This is a genomic window from Bifidobacterium sp. ESL0732 (genome assembly GCF_029395535.1).
Classification (GTDB): Bacteria; Actinomycetota; Actinomycetes; order Actinomycetales; family Bifidobacteriaceae; genus Bifidobacterium.
Window position 1 is genome coordinate 2,212,676 of record NZ_CP113920.1, and the last position, 24,740, is coordinate 2,237,415.

General features: G+C 55.4%; 19 protein-coding genes and 1 pseudogene. 11 read left to right on the forward strand and 9 right to left on the reverse strand.

From position 1 onward, the window contains the following. The first annotated feature begins 789 nt into the window (after positions 1-789). The 3 genes from zwf to pgl all read left to right on the forward strand — a co-directional run bounded on the left by zwf (position 790) and on the right by pgl (position 4,473). Positions 790-2,328, forward strand: a complete 1,539-nt coding sequence (gene zwf / locus OZX70_RS08435) for a glucose-6-phosphate dehydrogenase (RefSeq protein ID WP_277180721.1) — start codon at positions 790-792, stop codon at positions 2,326-2,328. Continuing rightward, positions 2,325-3,299, forward strand: coding sequence for a glucose-6-phosphate dehydrogenase assembly protein OpcA (locus OZX70_RS08440; protein ID WP_277180722.1), 975 nt, complete (start codon positions 2,325-2,327; stop codon positions 3,297-3,299). Before zwf ends, OZX70_RS08440 begins: the two co-directional genes overlap by 4 nt. 349 nt (positions 3,300-3,648) lie before the next feature. Next, positions 3,649-4,473, forward strand: coding sequence for a 6-phosphogluconolactonase (gene pgl / locus OZX70_RS08445; protein WP_277180724.1), 825 nt, complete (start codon positions 3,649-3,651; stop codon positions 4,471-4,473). A gap of 151 nt (positions 4,474-4,624) precedes the next feature. Here the strand turns inward: pgl and gndA are convergent, their stop codons facing one another. Beyond that, positions 4,625-6,085, reverse strand: a complete 1,461-nt coding sequence (gndA, locus tag OZX70_RS08450; RefSeq protein WP_277180726.1) for an NADP-dependent phosphogluconate dehydrogenase — start codon at positions 6,083-6,085, stop codon at positions 4,625-4,627. 253 nt (positions 6,086-6,338) lie between these two features. Beyond that, complete coding sequence (locus tag OZX70_RS08455; protein WP_277180729.1) at positions 6,339-7,190, reverse strand: tyrosine-protein phosphatase; 852 nt, start codon at positions 7,188-7,190, stop codon at positions 6,339-6,341. Positions 7,191-7,615: 425 nt separating this feature from the next. On the opposite strand from OZX70_RS08455, the gene OZX70_RS08460 reads away from it, so the two are divergent. Then, complete coding sequence (locus OZX70_RS08460; RefSeq protein WP_277180731.1) at positions 7,616-9,082, forward strand: MFS transporter; 1,467 nt, start codon at positions 7,616-7,618, stop codon at positions 9,080-9,082. Between the two features lie 32 nt (positions 9,083-9,114). Here OZX70_RS08460 and OZX70_RS08465 read toward each other — a convergent pair. After that, positions 9,115-9,485, reverse strand: a pseudogene (locus OZX70_RS08465) (ABC transporter permease subunit); the annotation flags it as partial. A 136-nt stretch (positions 9,486-9,621) separates the two neighbouring features. On the opposite strand from OZX70_RS08465, the gene OZX70_RS08470 reads away from it, so the two are divergent. Both OZX70_RS08470 and OZX70_RS08475 read left to right on the forward strand, forming a co-directional pair. Continuing rightward, positions 9,622-10,701 carry a Gfo/Idh/MocA family oxidoreductase gene (locus OZX70_RS08470; RefSeq protein WP_277180733.1) on the forward strand — a complete coding sequence of 360 codons (1,080 nt, stop codon included), beginning with the start codon at positions 9,622-9,624 and terminating at the stop codon, positions 10,699-10,701. A 191-nt stretch (positions 10,702-10,892) separates the two neighbouring features. After that, positions 10,893-11,993: a LacI family DNA-binding transcriptional regulator gene (locus OZX70_RS08475; RefSeq protein WP_277180735.1), complete on the forward strand. Its 1,101-nt coding sequence runs from the start codon at positions 10,893-10,895 to the stop codon at positions 11,991-11,993. Positions 11,994-12,163: 170 nt separating this feature from the next. Here the strand turns inward: OZX70_RS08475 and OZX70_RS08480 are convergent, their stop codons facing one another. Beyond that, the gene (locus OZX70_RS08480) at positions 12,164-13,432 is read right to left on the reverse strand and encodes an MFS transporter (protein WP_277180737.1); all 1,269 of its coding nucleotides are present in this window, start codon (positions 13,430-13,432) and stop codon (positions 12,164-12,166) included. Between the two features lie 451 nt (positions 13,433-13,883). Here OZX70_RS08480 and OZX70_RS08485 point away from each other — a divergent pair, with 451 nt between their 5' ends. Beyond that, positions 13,884-15,665, forward strand: coding sequence for a glycoside hydrolase family 13 protein (locus tag OZX70_RS08485; protein WP_277180739.1), 1,782 nt, complete (start codon positions 13,884-13,886; stop codon positions 15,663-15,665). A 105-nt stretch (positions 15,666-15,770) separates the two neighbouring features. Here OZX70_RS08485 and OZX70_RS08490 read toward each other — a convergent pair whose 3' ends face one another. Then, entirely contained in the window at positions 15,771-15,959 is a 189-nt protein-coding gene (locus tag OZX70_RS08490; protein WP_277182188.1) for a histidine phosphatase family protein, read from the reverse strand. 185 nt (positions 15,960-16,144) lie between these two features. Here OZX70_RS08490 and OZX70_RS08495 point away from each other — a divergent pair, with 185 nt between their 5' ends. After that, positions 16,145-17,917 carry a glycoside hydrolase family 13 protein gene (locus tag OZX70_RS08495; protein WP_277180741.1) on the forward strand — a complete coding sequence of 591 codons (1,773 nt, stop codon included), beginning with the start codon at positions 16,145-16,147 and terminating at the stop codon, positions 17,915-17,917. 105 nt (positions 17,918-18,022) lie between these two features. Here the strand turns inward: OZX70_RS08495 and OZX70_RS08500 are convergent, their stop codons facing one another. Then, positions 18,023-18,721, reverse strand: a complete 699-nt coding sequence (locus OZX70_RS08500; protein ID WP_277180743.1) for a histidine phosphatase family protein — start codon at positions 18,719-18,721, stop codon at positions 18,023-18,025. Between the two features lie 233 nt (positions 18,722-18,954). Between OZX70_RS08500 and OZX70_RS08505 the strand changes: the two genes are divergently transcribed. Together OZX70_RS08505 and OZX70_RS08510 are read left to right on the forward strand one after the other, a co-directional pair. After that, positions 18,955-19,554 (forward strand): DUF4235 domain-containing protein, encoded by a 600-nt coding sequence (locus OZX70_RS08505; protein WP_277180745.1) that lies wholly within the window; start codon positions 18,955-18,957, stop codon positions 19,552-19,554. Between the two features lie 79 nt (positions 19,555-19,633). Then, positions 19,634-20,425, forward strand: a complete 792-nt coding sequence (locus tag OZX70_RS08510) for a nitroreductase family protein (RefSeq protein ID WP_277180747.1) — start codon at positions 19,634-19,636, stop codon at positions 20,423-20,425. Between the two features lie 171 nt (positions 20,426-20,596). Here OZX70_RS08510 and OZX70_RS08515 read toward each other — a convergent pair whose 3' ends face one another. From OZX70_RS08515 to OZX70_RS08525, 3 genes are all read right to left on the reverse strand, one after another. Beyond that, positions 20,597-21,115: a ClbS/DfsB family four-helix bundle protein gene (locus OZX70_RS08515; RefSeq protein ID WP_277182189.1), complete on the reverse strand. Its 519-nt coding sequence runs from the start codon at positions 21,113-21,115 to the stop codon at positions 20,597-20,599. Positions 21,116-21,230: 115 nt separating this feature from the next. Next, a complete protein-coding gene (locus tag OZX70_RS08520; protein ID WP_277180749.1) occupies positions 21,231-21,497 on the reverse strand; it encodes a hypothetical protein in 267 nt (88 codons plus the stop codon). Between the two features lie 384 nt (positions 21,498-21,881). Beyond that, a complete protein-coding gene (locus tag OZX70_RS08525; RefSeq protein ID WP_277180751.1) occupies positions 21,882-22,820 on the reverse strand; it encodes an aldo/keto reductase in 939 nt (312 codons plus the stop codon). 251 nt (positions 22,821-23,071) lie between these two features. Between OZX70_RS08525 and OZX70_RS08530 the strand changes: the two genes are divergently transcribed. Further along, entirely contained in the window at positions 23,072-24,565 is a 1,494-nt protein-coding gene (locus OZX70_RS08530) for a C1 family peptidase (protein WP_277182190.1), read from the forward strand. Positions 24,566-24,740: the final 175 nt, after the last annotated feature.

A 24,740-nucleotide genomic window follows, 5' to 3' on the forward strand; every position in this document is an offset into this window, starting at 1 on the left:
GAACAGTTTTGCTCTATTAACGATCATTACAAGCAAAAATGTGCGACAACTGGGGAAGTAATCGACCTCGAAATATCGAAAGAAATCGACATTAAATATCAGATTGCCAATCAAATTTACACAATATTCACAAAAGAAAATTACATTTCCTCTTTCAGCAAAAAGTCATTCGTTTAGACAAGCCTATTGAATGTATTTTATTTAAACCTTTTATAAAACGACGGTTTAACATAACATCAAATGTAATGCGTATTGTTAATATCTATTCTCAACTTTTTTCGTCAACGTCATAAACATATTTTTTCAACGATAACATAATAATATTGACGTATGAATTTCTTTTATTTTTCAAGCAAAATAACCGATATTTACAAAACCGCATCACTTTGACGCTCTATATTCTACAAATGTGATACGCAAATTGATTCTATTGACGTCAACCATATTTACTCTCTATTATTTCTTTTTTATTACCCTGTAGTATATCGAAAAATGTCAGCAACAGAAACACCTGTATGCTTTTCTGGATGTGGTAATGAAAACCCGCGATAGTTTATAAACCCCCAATGGGATCAGGGCAAAGTGTCGACCTCATTCAAATGTCACTTGGACGCCACGCATAGCCAACTGCCCAAACCTTGCCAAGATACATGAGGTGACGTCGCCATTGGAGTTGATATTTAGACCGTTCTGCCACAATGCCCTCGTACTGTGAACCTCGCTACACGTTGGCCACGGTATCGCTCTCGGCGCTGGCGCATCGCAGACAAACCACTACACTTAAGAAGTATGAGTGAACTTAACAATTGGGTGAACCCTCTGCGCGATCCGCGAGACCTGCGGCTGCCACGCATTGCTGGGCCCTGCAGCCTGGTGATTTTCGGCATCACCGGCGATTTGGCCAAAAAGAAACTGCAACCAGCCATTTACGATCTGGCCAATCGCGGCCTGCTGCCGCCGAGCTTCGGGCTTATCGGCTTCGGGCGTCGCCCGTGGAGCAATGAGGAATTCGCGAACTTCGTCAAAGAAAACGTGAAGGCTCACTGCCGTACGCCATTCCGCGAATCGACCTGGGCCAACCTCGCCAAGGGCATGCGCTTTGTGCAAGGCACGTTTGACGATAAAGAAGCCTTCGAACGCCTAAGCCAGACGGTCAAGGAGCTCGACCGCGACCGCGGTACTCGTGGCAACCATGCCTTTTATATGTCGGTGCCGCCGAGCGCCTTCCCTATCGTTTCAAAGCAGCTGGCCGATTCCGGGCTCGCGAAATCCAATGACGACGCATGGCGCCGTGTCATCATCGAGAAGCCGTTCGGCCACGACCTCGAAAGCGCGAAGGAACTCGATCGGGTGGTCTCCGAAGTCTTCGACCCGAGCTCGGTCTTCCGCATCGACCACTATCTCGGCAAGGAAACGGTGCAGAACATGCTGGCACTGCGTTTCGCCAACTCCATGTTCGAGCCAATTTGGAACTCCAACTACGTCGACCATGTGCAGATCACCATGGCCGAGGACATCGGCATCGGCGGCCGCGCTGGTTACTATGACGGCATTGGCGCCGCACGAGACGTTATACAGAACCATTTGCTGCAGTTGATGGCCCTGACCGCGATGGAGGAACCGGTGAGCTTCGCTGCCTCCGACCTCACGGCCGAAAAGACGAAGGTGCTTTCCGCTGTCCGCCTACCCAAGGATCTCGGCGCCTACACCGCACGCGGTCAGTACGCCGCCGGATGGCAGGGTTCCGAGGAAGTCTGCGGCTACCTCGACGAAAAGGGCATCGACAAGTCCAGCGCCACCGAGACCTACGCCGCCATCACGCTCGACGTCGACACGCGCCGCTGGGCCGGGGTGCCGTTCTACCTGCGTACCGGCAAGCGCCTGGGCAAGCGCGTCACGGAAATCGCCGTGGTCTTCAAGCGTGCCCCGCATCTGCCTTTCGAGCAGACCGCCGTACGCGAACTCGGCAACAACGCCATCGTCATCCGTGTGCAGCCCAATGAAGGCGTCACCATGCGCTTCGGCGCGAAGGTGCCAGGTGCCACCGCCATGGAAGTCCGCGATGTGTCGATGGACTTCAGCTACGGTCAAAGCTTCACCGAAAACTCACCTGAAGCTTATGAACGCTTGATTCTGGACGTCTTGCTCGGCGATCCACCGCTCTTCCCGACGACCAAAGAGGTCGACCTGAGCTGGCAGATTCTCGACCCGATCGAGGACTACTGGGCCACGCTCGGCCAGCCGCAGCCTTACCGCGCCGGCACTTGGGGGCCGAAGGAAGCCGATGAAATGCTTGCACGCGACGGACGCCATTGGAGGATGCCATGATTATCAAAATGCCCGATACCCAGACCAACGCCATCGCGCGCAAAATCGACGAGCTGCACCAGGAGCGCGGCGAGGCCGGCAACGATCGCGTCTTGACGCTCATCATCTCGACCGACGAGAGCGAGCTCGAGAATGCCCTGAAAATCGCCAATTCCGCAGGCCGCGAACACCCGTGCCGTGTCATCGCCATCGTGCCGAACAGCAAGGAACTGCCATTCTGCGATGTCGACAAGGAGCCGGATTGCTATGTCACCGATTCCGGCGATGTTGAGACCGATCTCGATGCACAGGTTCGTTTCGGTGCCGACGCCGGTGCAGGCGAAGTTATTATTTTGCGCCCGCGCGGCGGGCTTTGCCAGCACACCGATACACTGGTGATGCCGCTACTCGTTCCGGATGCGCCTGTTGTTACTTGGTGGCCGACGAATCCACCGGCAAACCCGTCGAAGGACCCCTTGGGCGCCATGGCCGGAAGTCGTATTACAGATGCGCTACGTTCGAAAGATCCCGATGCGACCTTTGCCAAGCTTCGTGCCAATTGGGAGCCCAAGGATGTCGATTTCTCATGGACGCGCTTGACCACTTGGCGCGCGATGCTGGCCACCACCATCGACCAGCCGCCACACCTGCCGATCGAGTCCGCCAAGGTGATCGGACAGCCCGATTATCTGCCGTTGAAATTGCTTGCCGCCTGGCTTGCGCTGAAGCTCAACGTGCCAGTCGAGCTCGGTTACGTCACCGGTGCCGAGGCCATCACCGGCGTTTACCTGACCCGTTCTGACGGCACGATTGCGCTGGAACGCCCGGATTCGCGCGAGGCCATCATCAGCCAGCCGGGGCAGACGCCGCAAAAGGTCGCCATGCCGCTGCGTACGCTCGAGGATTGCCTAAGCGAGGAATTGCGTCGGATTGACCCGGATGAGGTCTACGCCGATGTCATCCGCGAGGGATGGGACATGATTCAGGGCTGATTGGCCAGACAATTGTTGCTGCCCCTGTCAAGGGACTGCCGTGCGAAGGGTGCACGGTGGCGTCGCAGGAGTGCACGGTGTCGTCACTAAGATGCACATTTCACACGGTACCGTCAGAAATGTGCACTTTGGCATCGCTAAGGTGCACATTTTGCACAGTAACGTCAGAAAAGTGCACATTGCATGTTGCAATTGGCACTTTTGCACGTTTATTTCATCCCATTACTTGACACGAGTTGTGCAAACACCGGAAAATGTCGGCGCAGGCAGCATAACTCGGGCGGTTATCTAAACTTGTGGTATTCAATCAATTATCCGAATCACACAACGGACAAGGAGCACTCAATTCATGGCTGATCAAAAGCTGGAAATATATAAGGACGCGGAAACCGTGGCTCAGGCCGCAGCGCAACGCACGTTGCTCGCCATTCTGGACGGCGTAAACGAATGCCAAGGCGCTGGTGACGCTGGCGCGAAACCGATTCGCAGCCGTTACGACGTCGCACTGACCGGCGGATCCGACATTTTGCGAGCGCTGACTTATATGGCCTCCAATCCATTGGTTGATGCCATCGACTGGAGTCGCGTCCACTTCTGGTGGAGCGACGACCGCTTTGTGGCCGCAACCGATGAGGACCGCAGCTCGTGGCAGGCACGGCAACGTTTCCTCAATAAGCTCGTCGCCGACGGACGCTTGCCGGAAAGCAACATCCACGAGATGGCCGTCGACTCACGCGCGCCCGAACAAGTCGCCGCTGCAACCGATGCCGAAAACGATGAACTGCTTGCCAAAGCGGCAGCAGATTACGAAGCTGAACTCAAGCGCGAACTCAGCGACGAACCGACAATGGACCTGCTGATTCTCGGCATGGGGCCGGACGGCCATTTCGCTTCGCTCTTCCCGGGCCATGATGAAATCAACATCACCGACCCGGCACGCCTGGCCGTAGGCGTAACGCATTCGCCCAAGATGCCACCGTTACGCATCTCGATGACCGCACCGATGCTCGCCCGCAGCCGCCGCACCTGGATGCTCACCTGCGGAGCCGGAAAAGCCAAGGCCACCGCTGCCGTCTTCGCGCGCCCGAACAACCCGGCATATCCCGCCAGCTTTGCCACAGGCGCCGAAGAATTCACATGGTTCACCACGCCCGACGCGGTGAGCGAACTATAAAAACCAAAAATAAATCGCCATTGATACGATTTGTGCTTCTATTCCTAAATGGAACAGAAGCACAAACGTTACTGATTAACTAATTAACTAATTAACTAACTCACCGACTAGCCAAACCAACTAGTATTCGAGCCAGCCGGCAATCAACCAATCAGTCGCTCATTTTTTCTTCCGGACGACCGGGCTCGGCCCACAAGGTGTGGAAGGCACCGGGCTCGTCGACACGGCCGTAGGTGTGAGCACCGAAGAGGTCGCGCTGGGCCTGGATGAGGGCAGCGGGCAGGCGCTTGGAACGCATGCCGTCGTAGTAGGAAAGCGAAGTCGAGAAGACCGGCGCGGGGATGCCGCAGGCCGCAGCCTTGGCGACAACACGACGCCACGCTTCCTGTGCGTTCTCGATGGCACTCTTGAAGTACGGAGCGAAGAGCAGTGAGATATCGGCCTCACCGGACTCGAAGGCGTCGGAAACGACGTTCAGGAACTGGGCACGAATGATGCAGCCGCCGCGCCAAATGCGCGCAACCGCGGCCAGATTGATCTTCCAGTTGTATTCCTTGGCACCATCGTTGATCTCGTTGAAGCCCTGTGCATACGCAACGATCTTGGAGGCATAGAGCGCCTGACGAATGTCTTCGATGAAGGCCTTGCGCTCGTCGTCGTTCGCGAACGAAATCTTGCCGTCGGGACCGGTTAGGTTCTGCTTGGCGGCGCCTTCGCGCAGCTCGACCTGATCGGAAAGACCACGGGCGAACACGCCTTCGGCGATGGCGGTGACGGGAGTGCCCAGCTCGAGGGCTGTCTGAACCGTCCAAGTGCCAGTGCCCTTCATGCCAGCCTGATCGACGATGATATCAACCAACGGCTTGCCGGTCTTCTTATCTTTCTGATGCAGCAGGTCGGCGGTGATCTCAATCAAGTAGGAGTTGAGCTCGGTCTTGTTCCACTCGGTGAACACGTCGCCGATCTCGTCGGGGGTCATGCCCATGCCGCGGCGCATCAGATCGTAGCTTTCGGCGATCAGCTGCATGTCGGCGTACTCAATGCCGTTGTGGACCATCTTGACGAAGTGGCCGGCGCCGTTCTCACCGATGTGGGTGACGCAGGGCTCGCCCTCCGCCTTGGCCGCGATGGACTTCAGGATCGGGCCGAGAGTCTTCCATGACTCATCGGTGCCGCCGGGCATCATGGACGGGCCGTTGAGCGCGCCCTCTTCGCCGCCGGAAACACCACAGCCGACGAAATGCAGGCCGCGAGCGCGAATTTCCTTCTCTCGACGGATGGTGTCCTTGAAATAGGAATTGCCACCGTCGACGATGATGTCGCCCGGATCCATGGCGTCTGCGAGCGCCTCGATCATGGCATCGGTAGGAGCACCGGCCTTGACCATGATGATGGCCGTGCGCGGCTTGGTGAGGCTGGCTACGAACTCGTCGATGGTCTTGGCAGGCACGAACTTGCCTTCGCTGCCGTGCTCCTCCATGAGCTTTTCAGTGCGCTCATAGTGGCGATTGTAAAGCGCCACGGTGTTGCCATGATGCGCGAGGTTACGCGCGAGGTTCGAACCCATAGCCGCCAGACCGACGACTCCAATATTTGCAATAGCTTCCGTCATTGTTCGCCTTTCAACTTGACATTTCTTCGGCAGGAAGGGCCACCGATCTATCTTGCCGGCATCCTTTTATTCCGCCTAAGTTCTTAGTTCTTAATACCTTCGAAACTTCGCTGAAGTCCGAAGGCATCCCTCATTAAGTCTATATCTACTTGCGCCTGCGTGCATGTGGAAAACGTGGAATCACCCACATTCTTATAATCCGCGTCCTGCAAATTCCGGCAACAAGCCTATGGACTTCATCGTCTATTTCTACCTACTCGACAAACAACGCACGCAAGCCGGCAACTTCGTCTTCGCGCATACCGTTCTGCAGGCAATATTGCTCGACAGACCCATACTCGTCCTTGACGCTGTCCAGCACACCCCGCATGAGTTCCGGCGGGGAAGCAAGCATAGCGGTCTGGGCGGCAGTAATCTGGCCGACGCCCTTTTCGTCGTTGGTGAGGCCCTTCATCACGGCCTTTTTGAACGCGGCACCGAGGTTTGCGCCGGACTGGGCATAGCAGGAAACCACCATGTCATCGCTCACCCCAAGCAAGCTCATCAGGATGCCTGCGGTGATGCCGGTGCGGTCCTTGCCGGCAGTGCAATGAATGAGCATCGGGTGGCCGTCGTCCTGCAGCAGCTTGCGCAGGATGAGGACGATCTGCTCGGCCGACCCAAAAACGATATCGTGATACATTTCGGCCATATCGATACCTTTGGCCACTTGCTCCATTCCGCCCTGATCGGTCATGGATGTCTTCAGAAGCGGGACTCGATCGACGTGGATGTCGTCAGGAAGCGTATACGGCCATTGCTCGACCTCGAGCGGGTCGCGCAGATCCACTACCTCTTTGATATTGAGACGATGAAGGTCGTCAACGCCGTGCTTTCCTAGGAAATTGAGGCCAGCGGTACGGAAGAAAAGCCCGTCGCGCAGCTTGTGGCCATCCTGCGTTGGATAGCCGCCGATACCGCGGGAATTGGGAACGCCGTCAATTTCGACGCCGGCGCCGTCTCCATCGGGGCGATAGTCAAGATAACCGGTACCCGCAATATCACCGGAATTGCGGTCCGCAATACCGGACGAGTCACCATTTTCGCCATTTGCCTTGTTTCCCATTACAACCCTTCTTTCGCGGGCCTTTCCGCACAACCCTGCTATAGATGAACGAACTCAGTCTATTCGTTATGCCTTAACCGCCCCGCATAACGCCACAATGTGGATGAAAATCACGATAAACACTAACGTATTACAATATAATCCATATCCGACATCTGTCCTCCAATCATACAATTTTCGCACTGCGAAACCAGCAAAACACGATGTCTTGAAACAGACATCATTTATTGATTTTTATATATCTGTCCATATTACGGTCACTTTCCTTCCGCACTTCGGAAATTTCTTAATATGCCAAAAGACGTGTTCCACAAGAACGGCACTATTTAGCCAATTCACACAATGAATTCGAGGCCTGCGCTTAGTTGGCAAACGACGCACAAGACGAGACGACAAGACGACGAAAACTGAGAGGAAAGGGACAAGTGTCCTCAGCAAACCCCGGGGCGGAAACGCAAACAGCAGCCCAAAATAGCATCACCACAACCGAACCTAAAGCGAGCGATTCTGCGCAGACTTCAAAAACTGCAGATTCTTCAAAGCCGCTGAACTCACCGGCCGAGGTCATTGCCGCGAGCCTGGTGGGAACGACCATCGAGTTCTACGACTTCTATGTTTACGCGACCGCGGCCGTGCTCGTTTTCCCGAAACTCTTCTTCCCCTCCGGCAACGCCATCGCCAGCCAGCTCGCCTCGTTCGGCGTTTTCGGCGCGGCCATGATCGCGCGGCCCGTCGGCGCCATCGTCTTCGGGCACATGGGCGACAAACGCGGGCGCAAGACCACGCTGGTCGTCTCGCTTCTGACCATGGGCATCGCCACGTTCCTCGCCGGCTGCCTGCCCACCTACCAGAACATCGGGCTATGGGCTCCGCTTTTCCTCTTGATTCTGCGCCTGACGCAGGGCTTCGCGCTCGGCGGCGAATGGTCCGGCGCGGCGCTGGTGGCCACGGAAAACGCGCCGGCCAACAAACGTGCGCTCTACGGCACCTTCCCGCAGCTCGGCGCTCCGATCGGCTTCATCATCGCCAACGGACTGTTCCTTATTATCAACTACGCGATGCCCCACGCCAGCGGCGCCAAATCCGGCATGGCTTCGAGCGCATTCCTCTCTTGGGGTTGGCGCATCCCGTTCCTCTTCAGCGCGGTCATGGTCATCATCGGCCTGTGGGTGCGTTCCAAGCTCGTGGAATCCGAGACCTTCAAGAAGGCCGAATCGCAGGGTGCAGTCGTCAAGATGCCGCTCATCGAGACACTCCGCCACCATTTCAAGGCCGTCGTGCTGGGCACTTTCGCCATGCTCGCCACCTACGTACTCTTCTACTTGATGACCACCTTCAGCCTCACCTATGGCACTGCGCCGGCCAACGCACACCCCGACGGGCTTGGGATTCCCTATACGCAATTCGTGTTGATGCAGATTATCGGCGTGGTTTTCTTCGGTATCTTCACGCTGGTTTCCGGGCCTTTGGCCGACAAACTCGGCCGACGCAAACTGCTGCTCGTGGTGACCGGCATCATCATCATCTTCGCACTGATGTTCCCGCTCTTCCTTGACCGTCCGGCAGGGCAGAGCTCGACATTGATGCTCGTCGAGCTGTTCCTCGTCATCGGCTTCACGCTGATGGGCTTCACCTTCGGACCGATGGGCGCGCTACTGCCTGAGATGTTCCCGACCAACGTGCGCTATACGGGTTCTGCGGTGGCCTACAACGTCAGCTCGATCCTGGGTGCGGCGCTGGCACCGATCATCGCAACCGCGTTGTGGAGCGCCGCCGGCGGCAGCACGTGGATGGTCGGCGTTTATCTCGCCATCTCCGGCATGCTGACGTTCGTTTCCTTGATCCTGACCAAAGAGACCAAGGATATGGACTTCGACAACGATATTAAGTAACCATGGGATTGGCGAGAGACTAAAGTTTACAGCTGCGCTTGGCCGACGCCCTCGAACCCTGCACGACCGTAGAATGTGCGGTAGATGTTCAGGACCAATAGCTCCGACTTGTTGGAAGGGGCAACGTTGGTCAATGCCAAGTTCCGATCGAACATCTTGAAACCATTGGTGATGGCCAGGAAGGTGCAAACGGTAACCGAGAGCATCATCAATGGCACGTGACATCAAACAACGTCTGACGACCGTTCGCACCGCCAACGTGTGCAGCTTCAATCACATCCCCATGCAGCGCCTGCAGGCCCGCGATATAGATAATCATCATATAGCCGATTTGCTGCCAGCAGTAAAGCATAACCACGCCCCAAAAACCTTAGGTTCCCGAGTAGGTAATGGACTTGCCCCATTTCGTTAGTCACGATCTTGCGCACGTTGGCATCAGGGTGCCGACGCAGGAATTCTTTAGCCGAAACCAAGCATTTAAAAACGTTTCCCGCTGTTATACGTAACCGATATTATATAAATACACAAAGGGGACAACGATGCTGAAAACGCAAGACGAACCGGTGAGAATCGGGATTTTGGGGGCAGGAACCATCGCACACAAGATGGCAAGAACCATCGGCATGATGCGAGACGACGAACGGTACGCCGGTGAAGTTGAGCTTTGTGCGATTGCGGCACGAGACCTCGGACGAGCGCAGCAATTCGCACGCAAATTCAATATTCCCCAAGCCTATGGCTCGTACGAAGAATTGGTAAACGACCCCTCGATCGACCTCGTCTATATCGCCACTCCGCATAGCTTCCACGCTCAACAGGCCACGCTCTGTCTCAACGCCGGACGCAACGTGCTGGTCGAAAAACCTTTCGCACCAAATGCTGCGCAGGCTCGAGACGTCTTTAGTCTGGCCGAGCGGAAAGGCCTGTTCTGCGGCGAAGCTTTCTGGACTCGGTTCATGCCAATGCGCGAGACCATAGCCTCGCTCATCGATTCAGGCATAATCGGAGAAATTTCCGCAGTAACGGCCAGCATAGGCGGCTATGGCCTCAATATCCCACGCTTGGTCAAGCCCGAATTGGCGGGTGGTGCCCTGCTTGATACCGGAATCTATACGTTGTCGTTTGCCGACACGATTCTCGAGCAACAAGCTCCAAGAGACGACGGCAACCGGCAAACGCCACAACAATCCGACTTCCAACACGGTTCGCAACCAATTGCAAAAATCCAGACTTCGATGCGACCCTGCCCCACCGGCGTCGACGCACAAAGTTTCACTACTTTGACGTATGAAAATGGGGCCATGGCCGAAGTCTTCAGTTCCATCATCGCCACCACGCAACCTCGCGGAAATATTTGCGGAAGCAAGGGCAGCATCATCTGCGACAACGTCATGGACATCGCCTCGGCAGATATCTACGACGAAAATCACCATCTCTTGCGCACCGTTTCGGCCCCTGTGCAACTGACCGGTTACGAATATGAAGTCGAGGCCGCCGCGCAAGCCGTCCGTACGCACAAAACGGAATATGACCGACATCAGCACAGCGATACCCTACGGATTCTTGGCCTCATGGACCAAATTCGCGCCGATTGGGGCCTGCGCTACCCGTTCGAATAATTCGGTGGTACACCTTATCTCAGCAACACAATGTGATAGACACAATCAGTAACTCCATTCCTTCCATTTGGCCCCAACCCAGCTTTACCGCGGCGTGCCATGGCTTCGGCTTCGCTCTATGAAAATTCTTGTCATCGGCAAACACAGATAGAATGAAAACAGCAGGGTAAACGGAAGTACAGAGGCGGAATATGACAGCAGACATCCAACAGGTCGCTCGGGCTGCGGGCGTTTCCATTTCCACCGTCTCGCGAACGTTTACCAAGCCGGAGCTCGTCGCCCCGAGGACGCGGGAAAAGGTCGCTCGCGCGGCCGAAAAACTTGATTTCCATATTTCCCGTTCCGCGGCTGCGCTCAAAAGCGGGCAGACCATGCGCATTGCGCTTTTGGCCAGCGCAGGAGTGTCGACATGGTTCGACTCACATGTGTTCGCCGGCCTTGACTCAGTCTTCCATCCAGCCGAATACGACATCTCGATATACAAAATGATGACGACAGCCGAGCGCCGCAAGTTCTTCATGGATCTTCCAGTGCGTCGCAACGTCGATGCGGTCATCGTTGATTCGTTCGACATCGACCCCAGAGAAGTCAAACGACTGAAGAGCATGCATGTGCCGATTATAGGTATTAATGTACCGTCTTCAGTAGGCTTTAACGCTACGGTGGGTATTGACGACAAGGGCGCTATGCGCACCGCAGTCGAACACTTGGTGGCAATTGGGCATCGCGATATCGGCTATATCGGCGAAGTCTCCCAATGCCAGCTGCTTTGCAGCGCCGAATCACGTTTGCAGGGGTTCCGCGACGCGTGCAAGGCATATCGCGGCGTACGCCCGCAAGTATCGCTTGTCGATTCCAGCACTAATCTCATTGGCAACGCCGTCAATAGCATTCTGACCGCAAAACCACGTCTCACCGCCGTCTGTGTCATGACGGACGAGACTGCACTGCCCATTCTCTACCGATTGCGCCAATACGGATGCGAGGTGCCGCACGACCTGTCGATAATCGGCTTCGACGACATCGAGCTTGCCAAGCAAATCGGTCTGACCACCTTGCATCAGGATCCTTACATGCTTGGTGCCGAAGCAGCCCGAAAAACAATACAAGCTTTGGAAAACAAAGAGGACGAAGAAGACGGAACCAAGCTAGACAAGACGAATTCACACGTCGTCTTTCCAGTGCAACTCATACTGCGCGGGACAACGGCACCTCCCACGACTACCAAAACCACCATGGCAAAGTCCTCTGAAAACCCAACAACCGCCGCAGCACCATATTCCGGTCTATAGAACTCTCGAATATTGTATATTACAAGTTCTTTTTTTACAATCCAGAACAGGTGTGGCACATTAGCATACATCAACAGAATCAGCTAACAGTATGGTCGGTATGCGGCGGTGTCGTGTCCTGACAGAACTGAGGATACGACACCGTTGGCAATTATCGGACTTAACTCGTATTACTTTACCTTGCGTATCATCATGATGAAGATGGTGCCCACAAGCATGAAGACGATGGCAACGGGGAAGACACCTCGATAGCCACCCGCGATGCCAATGAACAATGTGGTAAAGGCAGGGGCAAGAGTTTGGCCGATAGTGTTGGCAAGGTTCAGGATTCCCAAGTCCTTGCCCGCTTCCTGCGGATTGGGCAGGACATCGACGTTAAGAGCTTGGTCGACGGACATGTAGCAGCCGTTACCGATACCGGCAAACGTCGCGTAGATGTAGATACCGGTGGTGGTAGGCATAATCCATGCCACGAGCATGCCCAAGGCGATAATAACGCACGCGGCGCAAACCATGACCTTACGGCGGCGCAAGAAATCAGAAAGCGGTCCGGAGACCATTGAGGCGAGGATACTGGCGACCAAAGTGATAATTGACATGATCTGCATAGCGGTGCCAGCGTCCTTGACGCTCAAGTGGATGTATCGCTCGAGGATCAGCAGCTGGTAGCCAGAGATCATAAATGTGCCGATGATGAAGGCCAGGCGGCCGAAGAGGGCGAGATAGAAGTCGCGGCAGTTCTTGGTCGGCGGGATGAACGACTTAAGGATCTCACCGACCGAAGTGGCCTTGGTATTGTTTTCCGCAGACTTCTCACGGGGCCAGACAATGACAGCAATGAGACCAGAGAAGAAGAAAACACCAGTGCCGATCGCCAAACCGACATCGAGCTTGGCCAAGAAAAAGCTGCCAATGAAGTTGCCCAGCTGACTACCGACGATTTGCCCAGCACCATATAGGGCAGAGAAAGTGCCACGCACGTCCTCGGGGATGCGGTCAGAAAGTACTGCAACAGCAGGAGCGATCACACAGTTGATGCCGATCTGTACGATGCACCAGCCAATGACCATCCAGACCAATGAGGTGGAGTGGGCGGTCAGGAAGTAACCAGCAGCACCGATAACACCGCCTGCGGCAATCCATGGGGTGCGCTTGCCAATCTTAAACTTGGAGACATCCGAAAAGGTGCCGAAAACGATGTTCGCCACAAGTGCGAAAATTGCACTGACGGCGTTCATGGTGCCCAGCGCGCCTTCAGCGGAAATTCCCTTGATACCGGAGAACACCTGCGGCAGCAGCACACCGGAACCCATGCTGTAGGGGATACATATCATCAGCGCGATTATCAGGAAGCCAAGCGCGAATCGGATCTTGTGTTCCAGTGGCTTCTGAGTATCTGGCGCTAGGTTCGGTGACGTAGCGGTTATTTGTGCATCCATATATTTCCTCCTTGAGTTAGCGGTAACAGCAGCGTTATCGCCTATTCGATAGATGTCTTATCAAAATGATTTATCAGTGCAAATTTTTTAGGAAATTTTCCAGCAGCAAGCAATCACAAAGTTCGAGTGCTTCCGAAACCGACAATTCCAAATCTACAAATTACTCTTTCAGCTGAAAAATGGCTTCGGCAAGCGTAACAAACCAATAAGTTCGGAGTTTGCATACTTGCTTCAAAGGAATATCTGACAGTTTCTAATGGTCATTAAAAAGCCGTACGTACCACAATAAGTTCATTCTTTTCTCCTCTATTGATAACGTAGTCAATGCGATGAATTACTATAATACCAAAGTTATTGAAATGCAATAACTTCAAAAAATGCTAACGTTGTCAAATAGGATGTTTGAAAACATATATTTACTTCCAAACACCATTCACATGAAAGGAACACAATGACCACCAACAACACGCGCGACGACTGGTGGAAGCAGGCCGTCGTCTATCAGGTCTATCCGCGCAGCTTCAAGGACGTCAATGGCGACGGCATCGGCGACATCGCCGGTGTCACCGAGAAGATGGACTATCTGAAGGCGTTGGGTGTGGACGCAATCTGGCTCTCCCCCTTCTACCCCTCCGATCTGGCCGACGGCGGCTATGACGTGATCGACTATCGCAACGTCGACCCGCGGCTCGGTACCATGGATGACTTCGACAAGATGGCGGAGACCGCTCACAAGGCCGGCCTCAAGGTCATCGTCGACATCGTGCCGAACCATACCTCTACTAAGCACCGTTTCTTTAAAGAGGCGCTCAGGGCCGGACGAGGCAGTGCCGCCCGCGACCGCTACATCTTCCGCGAAGGACGAGGCAAGAACGGCGAATTACCGCCGAACGACTGGCAGTCGTTTTTCGGTGGCCCAGCTTGGAAACGCGTCGACGACGGCCAGTGGTATTTCCACCTCTTCGCGGTCGAGCAGGCCGATCTCAACTGGAAGAACCCAGACGTTCACGAGGAGTTCAGGAAGACATTCCGCTTCTGGAGCGAGCACGGCGTGGATGGTTTCCGTATCGACGTGGCCCACGGCCTGGCCAAGGACTTTGACAGCAGATCTATGGAAGAACTCGGTCGTGAGTACAACACTCAAGACCAAGAAAACCACGATGGACGGAACCCCATGTGGGATCGCCCTGAAGTCCACGATATCTACAAGGAGTGGCGCAAGGTGTTCAACGAGTACAATCCGCCGCGTTTCGCCGTCGGCGAGGCCTGGGTCGTCCCTGAACACCAACATCTTTACGCCTCTCCCGACGAGCTGGGTCAGGTCTTCAACTTCGAGTTCGCCAAAGCCAACTGGGACGTCGATGAGATGCGCACCGCGATTATTGAAGGTCTCGAATCCGCAACACAGAGTGGCGGTTCCACCTCAACGTGGGTGATGAGCAACCATGATATTGTGCGCAATCCCTCCCGTTACGGCCTGCCGAAGGTCAAGGCCAACGGCCAGCACCAGCTTCCGAAAGACTGGCTGCTACGCGACGGCAAGACCTACATCGAGGACCGTGAGCTCGGTACCCGCCGGGCACGCGCCGCCGCGATGATGGAATTCGGCCTGCCCGGATCTGTCTATATCTACCAAGGCGAGGAACTCGGCCTCTTCGAGGTGCCGAACATCCCATGGGACCGTCTCGAGGACCCGACGCCGTTCCGCACCGCGCGCAACTTCAGCGACAAGGGCCGCGACGGCTGTCGTGTGCCGCTGCCCTGGATCGCCGGCGACGAGCCGAAGCCTGCCAGCTGGAGCGAGGACGGGGCCTTCGGCGAGGGCGCATCATTCGGCTTCTCGCCCAAAAAGAAGGCCGACGGCACACCGAGCGCCGATCCGCATCTGCCGCAACCACTGTGGTTCAAGGATTTCGCCGCCGACAAAGAAGCGACCGACCCGACCTCGATGCTGAACTTCTATCGTTCCGCGCTCAGAAATCGAGCCGAGCTGCTGACTTCGACAGGCGATCATGACAGCCTCGACTGGCTGGATATGGGCCACGACGTCATCGCCTACACCCGCCCGGCAAAGGCCTCCGATGAATCGAAAGCCACCTTCGCCAGCATCACCAACTTCGGTGCAGCCCCTGTCGCCTTGCCGAAGGGCAAGGTGCTGCTAACCTCGGCCGGACTTGCTGAAGATGGCGGCCTGCCGCAAGACGCGAGCGCCTGGCTTCTGCTCGACAAGTAAGCCTTAGGCAAATTATCAACAATTAAGTGTCTGGAACCTTACAACATATAGGGTTCCAGACACTTTTCCATTCCCCTACAAGTACGTGAATCCGAAATAGACCTTTCACGCATTCCAGCGAACGATGACAGGGCAGTTTTTGTAGTAGCCCAGCACAGCACCGGCTTCCTCACGTCTACGGCCTTCGGCCGTGCCATAATCCCATTCCATCAGATCGTCGAGCGTTTCGAAATCGGAATAACCCGCCAATTGCGCGGTATCGGCGGCACGACGGCGCCGCCTACGGCGACAGATACGACAGAAACCGAAAACCGACTACATGCGTTCATACATTTCTGGTAATGGAAACGTGGTCAACAATATAAATTATTTTAATCTCTTAGCTTTTTGATTATAGTAATTATAAACATAGTAACGTTGTCAAATAAAAGCAGATGAGGAATTGGGATATCCCAGATATCTTAAAACGAAAGGAAATCATGACCGCTAATAACTCGCGCGACGACTGGTGGAAGCAGGCCGTCGTCTATCAGGTCTATCCGCGCAGCTTCAAGGACGTCAATGGTGACGGCATTGGCGACATCGCCGGCATCACGGAAAAAATGAATTACTTGAAGACGCTGGGCGTAGATGCAATCTGGCTCTCCCCCTTCTACCCTTCCGAACTCGCCGACGGCGGCTACGATGTCATCGATTACCGCAACGTCGACCCGCGGCTCGGCACGATGGACGATTTCGACAAGATGGTCGAGGCGGGGCACAAGGCCGGTCTCAAGGTGATCGTCGATATCGTGCCGAACCACACCTCCAACAAGCATCGCTTCTTCCAGGAAGCACTCCAGGCCGGCCGCGGCTCGAAGGCGCGCGACCGCTATATCTTCCGTGAAGGCCGTGGCAAGAACGGCGAACTGCCACCGAACGACTGGCAGTCACTGTTCGGCGGGCCGGCATGGGAACGCGTCGCCGACGGCCAGTGGTACCTGCACATCTTCGCCGTCGAACAGCCCGACGTCAACTGGAAGAACCCGGATATCCACGAGGAATTCAAGAAGACGTTCCGCTTCTGGAGCGACCATGGTGTCGACGGATTCCGCATCGACGTGGCGCATGGCCTGGCCAAAGACCTCGACAGCGAGCCCCTGGAGAAGCTGGGCGAGGAATTCAGCGTACAAAATCAGGAGTCCCACGACGGCCGCAGCCCTTTGTGGGATCGCCCGGAGGTCCACGACATCTACAAGGAGTGGCGACAGGTCTTCAACGAATACAACCCGCCGCGTTTCGCAGTCGGCGAGGCTTGGGTGGTGCCCGAGCACCAGCATCTTTACGCTTCGACCGACGAACTCGGCCAGGTCTTCAACTTCGAGTTCGCGAAGGCCGGTTGGGACGTCAACCAGATGCGCATGGCCATCACCGAGGGGCTTGATTCCGCCGCGCACACCGATGGGTCAACCTCGACTTGGGTGATGAACAACCATGACATTCCTCGTAGCACCACTCGTTACGGGCTACCTCAAGTCCCAGCGACAGACAAGCACCAGATCGCCAAAGACTGGCTGCTGCGCGACGGCAAGACCTACTTCGAGAATCGCGAGCTCGGCACCCGCCGCGCCCGCGCCGCCGTTCTGATGGAAATGGGCCTCCCTGGTTCTGTTTATATTTATCAGGGTGAAGAACTCGGGCTTTTCGAAGTGCCGGATATCCCGTGGGATCGTCTGGAAGATCCGAACGCGGTGAACACCAAGCAGGCCGCGAGTGACAAGGGCCGCGACGGTTGTCGCGTACCGCTGCCGTGGGTCGCCGACGACGAGCCCAAACCGGCTTCTTGGGATAAGAATTTTGGTGAGGGCGCATCATTTGGCTTCTCATCCGCGACGAAGGCCGACGGAACTCCCGCCGAAGCTCCGCATCTCCCGCAGCCCCTGTGGTTCAAGGACTTCGCGGCCGACAAGGAAACGACCGACCCGACCTCGATGCTCACGCTTTATCGTTCGGCGCTCAAAGAGCGTGCCGAACTGCTGACCGCGACGGGCGACCACAGTAGCCTCGACTGGCTCGACATGGGTGATGACGTCATCGCCTACACCCGCCCGGCGGTCTATCAAGGCTCGTCAGCCATGTTTGCAAGCGTCACAAACTTCGGCGCGGCTCCCGTAGCACTGCCAAAGGGCCGCATCCTGCTCACTTCCGCCGAACTTGCCGCAGACGGCGGGCTGCCGCAAGACGCGAGCGCCTGGCTTCTGCTTGACAAGTAAGCAGTAAAGCAAATCACAAAAAATAAGCGTCTGGAACCTTACAGCGTATAAGGTTCCAGACGCTTTTCCATTCTCCTACAAGTACGTCAATCCGAAATAGATCTTTCACACATTCCAACGGACAATGACAGGATCGTTTTTGTAGTAGCCCAAAACCGAGTGATGGGCGGTATCGAAACGCAGGAGACGGCCAGCACGCGGGTCGGTGCGAAGCCATTGCGTGGTGACGATACGCAGGATATGGGCGTGAGCCACGAGCAGGACATTGTGACCGGCAAGAATCAACGGCGTTATTTTCCCGATGACACGACGAGAGCGTTCGGCAGCCTCTTCCACGGTCTCGCCGGTGCCGCTATGGACGTTCACCTTTTCATTGCTGGGCAGCGTGCAAACCCAATTACCTTGCATTTGAGCCGGCAACATTTCGGGGCCTTCGTCCCACACACACCAATCGTGCCCAAGCGCGGCACTGACTTCCTCACGCCTGCGGCCTTCGGCGGGACCATAATCCCATTCCACCAGGTCGTCGAGCGTTTCGAAATCGGAATAACCCGCCAATTGCGCGGTCTCGGTGGCACGATGCAACGGACTGGAAAAAATATGCCCGTCCCCAAAACCTTCCGGGAACGCCTCACGCAGACGCTTGCCGCCGGCCATTGCCTGACGCCGACCTTCTTCGTTCAACGGCACATCGGTAAGCCCCGTATACTGACCGGTAGCGCTCCACGCGGTCTGTCCGTGGCGTAGCAATACCAAATAGCCGGGTTTCGAGGCTCCCTCGCCCGAAGTAAGATAATCAGTCATACCGCCACTCTAACGCAGGGCGGAAAAACGCGCAAAACTAACCAGCCATGGTCAACCAACAGTAAAAAATTCGGCAATGATTTACGATGCGTCATCATTATCGACATGGTGACTGGATTATGAATGCTTTTTAGTCTGACTCTCGATTAAAGCAGTACATGCCCAAAGCAAAAATCAAGTAACGCCATCACCGTATCCTGTCTGACGGATAGTGCCGCGTCTATTATGGAAAAATGCACGCAAGACACAGCAAAACGGCGGTAGAGGAAGCCGACAAGGAAAGCTCGCAAAATCTCAACACACCTGCCTGGGATTCGTTTATGCCTTCCAGGCCCTCCAAGCCCTCGGCTCAAACCGAAGCCAGCCCTGCAACAGATTCGGCCTCATACCCATCTTCACCAGTGCCCCCATCTTCACCTTTATCTTCATCTTCGCCTGTACCGTCATCTTCATCCTCATCCTCATCCTCATCGACGGACCATATCGTCGAAAGCCTTCATCGCGTCGACCAGAAAGTAGAAACCATGCGTCAACATCGTTTGCAAGACCCCGATACCTTGGGCGACAAGATCGTCAAAATCATCGTGCCCACCGTTCTGGGAACGTTGGCCGGCAAGGTGTTCAAAACCGTGTGGGACAGCCAAGTCACCAACAGGCATCGGTCAGCGGGCGCGGGCAGCGGCATTGCCGAAGATGCCCAACAGCAAGGATTTATCGCCAGTGTCATCTTCGCCGCAGCTTCGGCCGCGTTCGGTTCCGTAATCTCCTCGCTGGGCACGCGCGGTTCGAACGCGCTGGTCACGCGTCGGCACAATCGGCGCAACGGGAAATAGATACCAATCTCACATCTGCAGCATTACCCAGAGCGGAAAATCGCTGAGCCCCTTCACATGCGTTTGAAAGAATAGAGCTATGACCGAATCTCAAAAAAATCTTCGTACCAACGAAACCATCGAAACCTTGTTAAACCGCCGCTCGATCCGCAAGTTCAAGCCGGAAGCCATCGACGTTGAGACCGTCGCCACGCTGGAAACCGTGGCGCAGCACGCCGCCTCAAGCCAATACCTGCAGGATTGGTCGGCCATCCGCGTCGAAGACCCGGCCGTCAAAGGCGCCATCGCCGAAATCGCCCACCAGACCTACGTGGCCGAAGCCCCGTTGCTCTACCTTTTCGTGGCCGACGAGCACCGCAACGCCGCCATCGCCACACGCAAAGGCGTCGACGTCCACTCCGACGAATTCACGCTGAACTCCAGCTATCGCTTCACCCAGGCGCAGAACGACGCGGTTCTTGCGCTGCACGCCATGGAGACCGCCGCCTATTCGCTGGACCTGGGCTGCGTGATCCTCGGTTCCGTGTTGAACAATCCGCGCAAGCTCATCAAGCTGCTGCATCTGCCGGAATTCACTTACCCCGTGCTCGGCCTCGCCATCGGCAAGCCCGACCAGTCGCCGGCCCTGAAACCTCGCATGGAACGCGACGACCAGTTCTTCATCAACCGCTACCCTGCCGACGACGGGGAGCTGCTCCACGGGCTCGATGCCTTCGACGCTACCGCCCACAAGTATTACGATTTGCGCAACACCGACCGCCCCGTCGACGCCTTCAGCGACCAAATCGCGAACAACTCGGTCGACCGCGGCGTCTTCAGCCGCTCGGTCACGCCTGTCGCCGAGGACCAGCACTTCCGCTTCGACCGCTGATCAGCCGAATCCCACAGTCGGCTCCACCCCATTAACATCGCATTTGTGAAGTCTAACCAAGGATTAGCGTCGCAGATGCAATTCCGCCTTGCGTCTGCGACGCACACAACCTCACTCGCGTCGCGTTTACAATCTCATCTTGCAATTGCGGCGGTAAGTTAGGATTGGGAGCTACAAAACGTTCTTTTTCCACTTCCTGATTTTTGCCCTAAACGTCTTGAACGGCGCAACTGTGTTGATGTGAATGAACTTCCAGACCGGCCATATAGCCGTTTTAGTGGCCTCATCCGCCCATTTACGTCGATGAGGATCGAAAACCTCATCTTCCGACATGGTGTCAATCATAGCAAGGATGTCAGCAACGTTGGCATCAAGCCTCTCTCTGAGCTCCCGCAATGGCAGCCCCGCGTATGTATCCGTGAACCAACGGTACAAGTCGCCCAGCCGGTTCCATGCATATCGTTCGGATGGCGTGTGTACTTGTCGCCCTGCACGCTCATCGCGCTCCCATTGCAGAAGCAAGGTGGTCCAGCCAACTTGGTACGCAAGGTTTTCTGCGGGCGTACGATCGACATCCTCGCACCGTTCGTCTTTCAACGTCTCCGGAATCTCATCGAATTCCGCAATGTACTTGTCGTATGTCTTCCGAATTTCGCTTTTCAGATCCTCTTTGTCTTGATATGTCTGCATTTTCACGACCTCCGCTTCCGAATTTTGTCAATGTTCACATGACAGCGCAAATCGCCAGACAACGCTGTCCAAATATTATTCCATACCTGAAGCCGTATCTGTTATTGTTACGCTGCTAGTGTCGCCTCGGCTTGAAACCACGTTTGCGGGAATGGGGCCTTCCGCGTCGCGCAGCAGCTTGCGTGCTCATATCGCGCAGAAATTGTTCCTCTTTCGGATCGTGGTGGGTCAGATGCCAGCCACCGCAATATTCACACCGGTACACCCACAGCTCGGCATCGCGCTCGATGAAGGCCTGCCGGGCGGCGCGCTCGGCCTGAGCCTTGTCGTGGTAGATGATCTTGCGCGAGCTGGCGCAACGTTTCGGGGTGAAGTAGTGCACGCCCCTACCCTAGCAATGCGGGATTACAGGCAGCTGACCGGTTTCTTGCACTGAACCCCACGCATATGCAAGAGAGTGCGGCACCGAGCGACGCTAAGACCGGTTTCTAGCATCCGCATCGGCCTATGCAAGAAACTGGCCACTGAGCAGTTCTAAACGGCCGTTTTCTTGCATCCGGTTTGCGCTATGCAAGAAACTGGCCACTGAGCAGTTCTAAAAGGGCTGTCTCTAGCATTCAGGCGCACACATGCAAGAAAACGGCCGCTGAGCAACGCCGGATGAACACTTTTCTGCATATAGCCGCAAAATACAAGAAACCGTTCACCACGCACAGGCAGATGAACGGTTTCCGACATTGGGATCGGTGATTACCCAATGGCCACCTTACGGTAGGTCGTTGCCGGCGGCGGTGTAGAGGTCGTACCATTCCTGAGCACTGATTTCAATATCGGTACCCGCCATCATCTCTTTCAGACGGCTTGGAGTCATCGACCCCAGCAGCACCTGCATCTTGGCAGGATGGCGCAGAATCCAAGCCACGGCAATCGCGTTCTTCGCCACACCGTGCGCATCAGCGACGTGTTGCAGCTCCTCGTTGAGTTCGGGGAACTTCGGGTTGTCGATGAAAACGCCTTCGAAGAAGCCGAACTGGAACGGGCTCCACGCCTGAATTGTCATACGCTTCAAACGCGAGTAGCTGATTAGACCGCCGTCATGGTCGACGCTCGGCGCGTCCTCCATGTTGACGTGAATCTCCTGCTGCAGCATGCCGGTGTGCCCGAGCCCGAATTGCAGCTGGTTGACCTCCAGCTTCTGGTCGAGAGCGCTTTGCAACATCTCGACCTGCATCGGGTTCATGTTGCTGACGCCGAAATGACGCACCTTGCCGCTGGATTGCAGCTCGTTGAAGGCCTCTGCCAGCTCATCAAGCTCGACAAGCGTATCCGGGCGGTGAAGGAGGACGAAATCAACGTAATCGGTCTGCAGATTCTTCAGCTCACCGTCGAGCGCGGCGACGAGATGATCCTTGGAAAAATCGTAACGCGTGATGTTATCGTCATCCGGATCGCGATAGATGCCGAACTTTGTCTGTATGAAAATCTTGCTACGGTCGACTTTGACGTCCTTAAACGCCTGGCCAAGCCGCCTGCTGCTGGCACCCGCACCGTAGCAATCTGCGGTATCGAAGAAATTGATGCCGCCGTCCAGCGCCGTGCGCACGATTTCCCGCGCCTCTTCCTCGCTCTTGCTGCGAATACGCATGGCTCCAAAGGCCACGCGCGAAGCTTTCACGCCCGATGTTCCGAGTTCGCTATATTTCATTTATTAACGCCTTCCTTGGTATTCATAGGTATTTCCAGTCTAGGATATGACCACGAAGAATACGACATATTTGTAATGCTTTTAAAAGACAGCCGGCTTCTCTTCAACGTTGATATCAGCAAGCCGTTGCATATTCCATCCGACATCCAAACGAAGGCAGACACCACGATAAGATGTTGGCATACGAAACAGGAGGAACAATGGCAGCCGAAAACAAGACGAACAATACAAATGAGGCAGGCAATGCGGCAATGGCGATGGGCATTGATGACGTTCGTGGATATAGCGAGAACTACAACATGGGCTCAGCCGCGAGAGCCAACCATGTGGCAGCGAATGCGGCGGTCAAGAACGGCGTAATCAAAGCCGCGACCAGTTACGAAGGAACGCGCGAGCTGACACATGACTTCTCCATCGAGCTCAAGCAAGGAAGTATCACCGACCAGCAGCGCAGCGGGCGGTGCTGGATGTTCGCCTCGCTCAACACCCTGCGTTACGAGCTGATGCATCGCTGGAAACTCGAGGATTTCGAGTTTTCTGAGACGTATCTGTTCTTCTGGGACAAGTTCGAGAAGTCGAACGCCTACCTTGAAAACGTGCTGGCCACGCTCGACGAGCCGACCGATAGCCGCACGTTCGAGACGATCAACGCCTACCCAGCCGACGATGGCGGATGGTGGCAGATGTTCGTCAATCTGGTCAACAAGTACGGGCTCGTGCCGAAATCGGCATATCCAGAATCGCAGAATTCCAAGGATTCCGACGCATTCACGCAGTATCTGACCACGAAACTGCACCAGTTCGCGATTCAGTTGCGCGATCACCATGAAAACGGCATGGCCATGAGTGAGCTGCGCGAATCCAAGAAACGATATATGGAGGACATCTACCGTATCTGCGCGATTTCATTGGGCGAGCCACCGGCAAAGTTCGATTGGCGAGCGCGTGTCAAAGACGGCGATGACGACAAGAACGACGAAAGTGAAAACAAGAGCGGCAGCGGCAAGAACTCCAAGGACTCAAAGAATAACGCCACGTCCGACGCAGAGGCCGAAAAGTCAAAGGAAAATGCTGAAAAATCGGAGCAGGGAGAACCCGGCATCGACGAGCGCAAGCAGATCGTCGAGCACGGCATCACGCCACTTGATTTCTATCACAAGTATGTGCCAGTGGATGTCAACGACTTCGTGACGCTTTGCAACAACCCGATGAGATCCCGCCCGTTCTATACTCATTTCCAGCTCAAGTATTCGACCAACGTGGCCGAAACCGGCAATCTCGATTTCACCAACGTACCGATTGACGTACTGCGCAAGGCGGCCGTCGACCAAGTCAAGGCAGGACACCCGATCTGGTTCGCTTGCGATTGCATGCAATATTGCGTTCGCGACGGCGGATACTTCAGCAAAAACGCGGTGCGCGTGGATGAGCTGTTCGGCACCGATTTCGACATCGACAAGGCGAATGGCCTGGAATACGGGGATTATCCGAGCAACCACGCCATGACCATCACCGGTGTGAACCTCGATGAAAACGGCAAGCCGAACCGCTGGAAGATCGAGAACAGCTGGGGCAAGTCGACTGGAACCGACGGCTACTATGTCGCGGACGGTGAGTGGTTCGACCAGTTCGTCACCGAGGTCATCATCCGCAAGGAATTCCTCGATGACAGGACGCTGAAGGCTTCGCAATCCGAACCAGTAGTGCTCGACCCGTGGCAGACGATCAGCGCACGAAGCGACTGATGGACTGAATCGCTGAACCATAATTTGGCTCCGACGCAAAAGTGCGTTAGAGATGCCGAGTGATGCGCAAGGGATGCCAGTAACCGAGTCAGACAACAGGCCAAGAAAAGAGATGCCCGGCGGAGAGAAAGCCGCCGGGCGAGAGAAGAGAGAAGAAGGTTCAATTATGGGATTC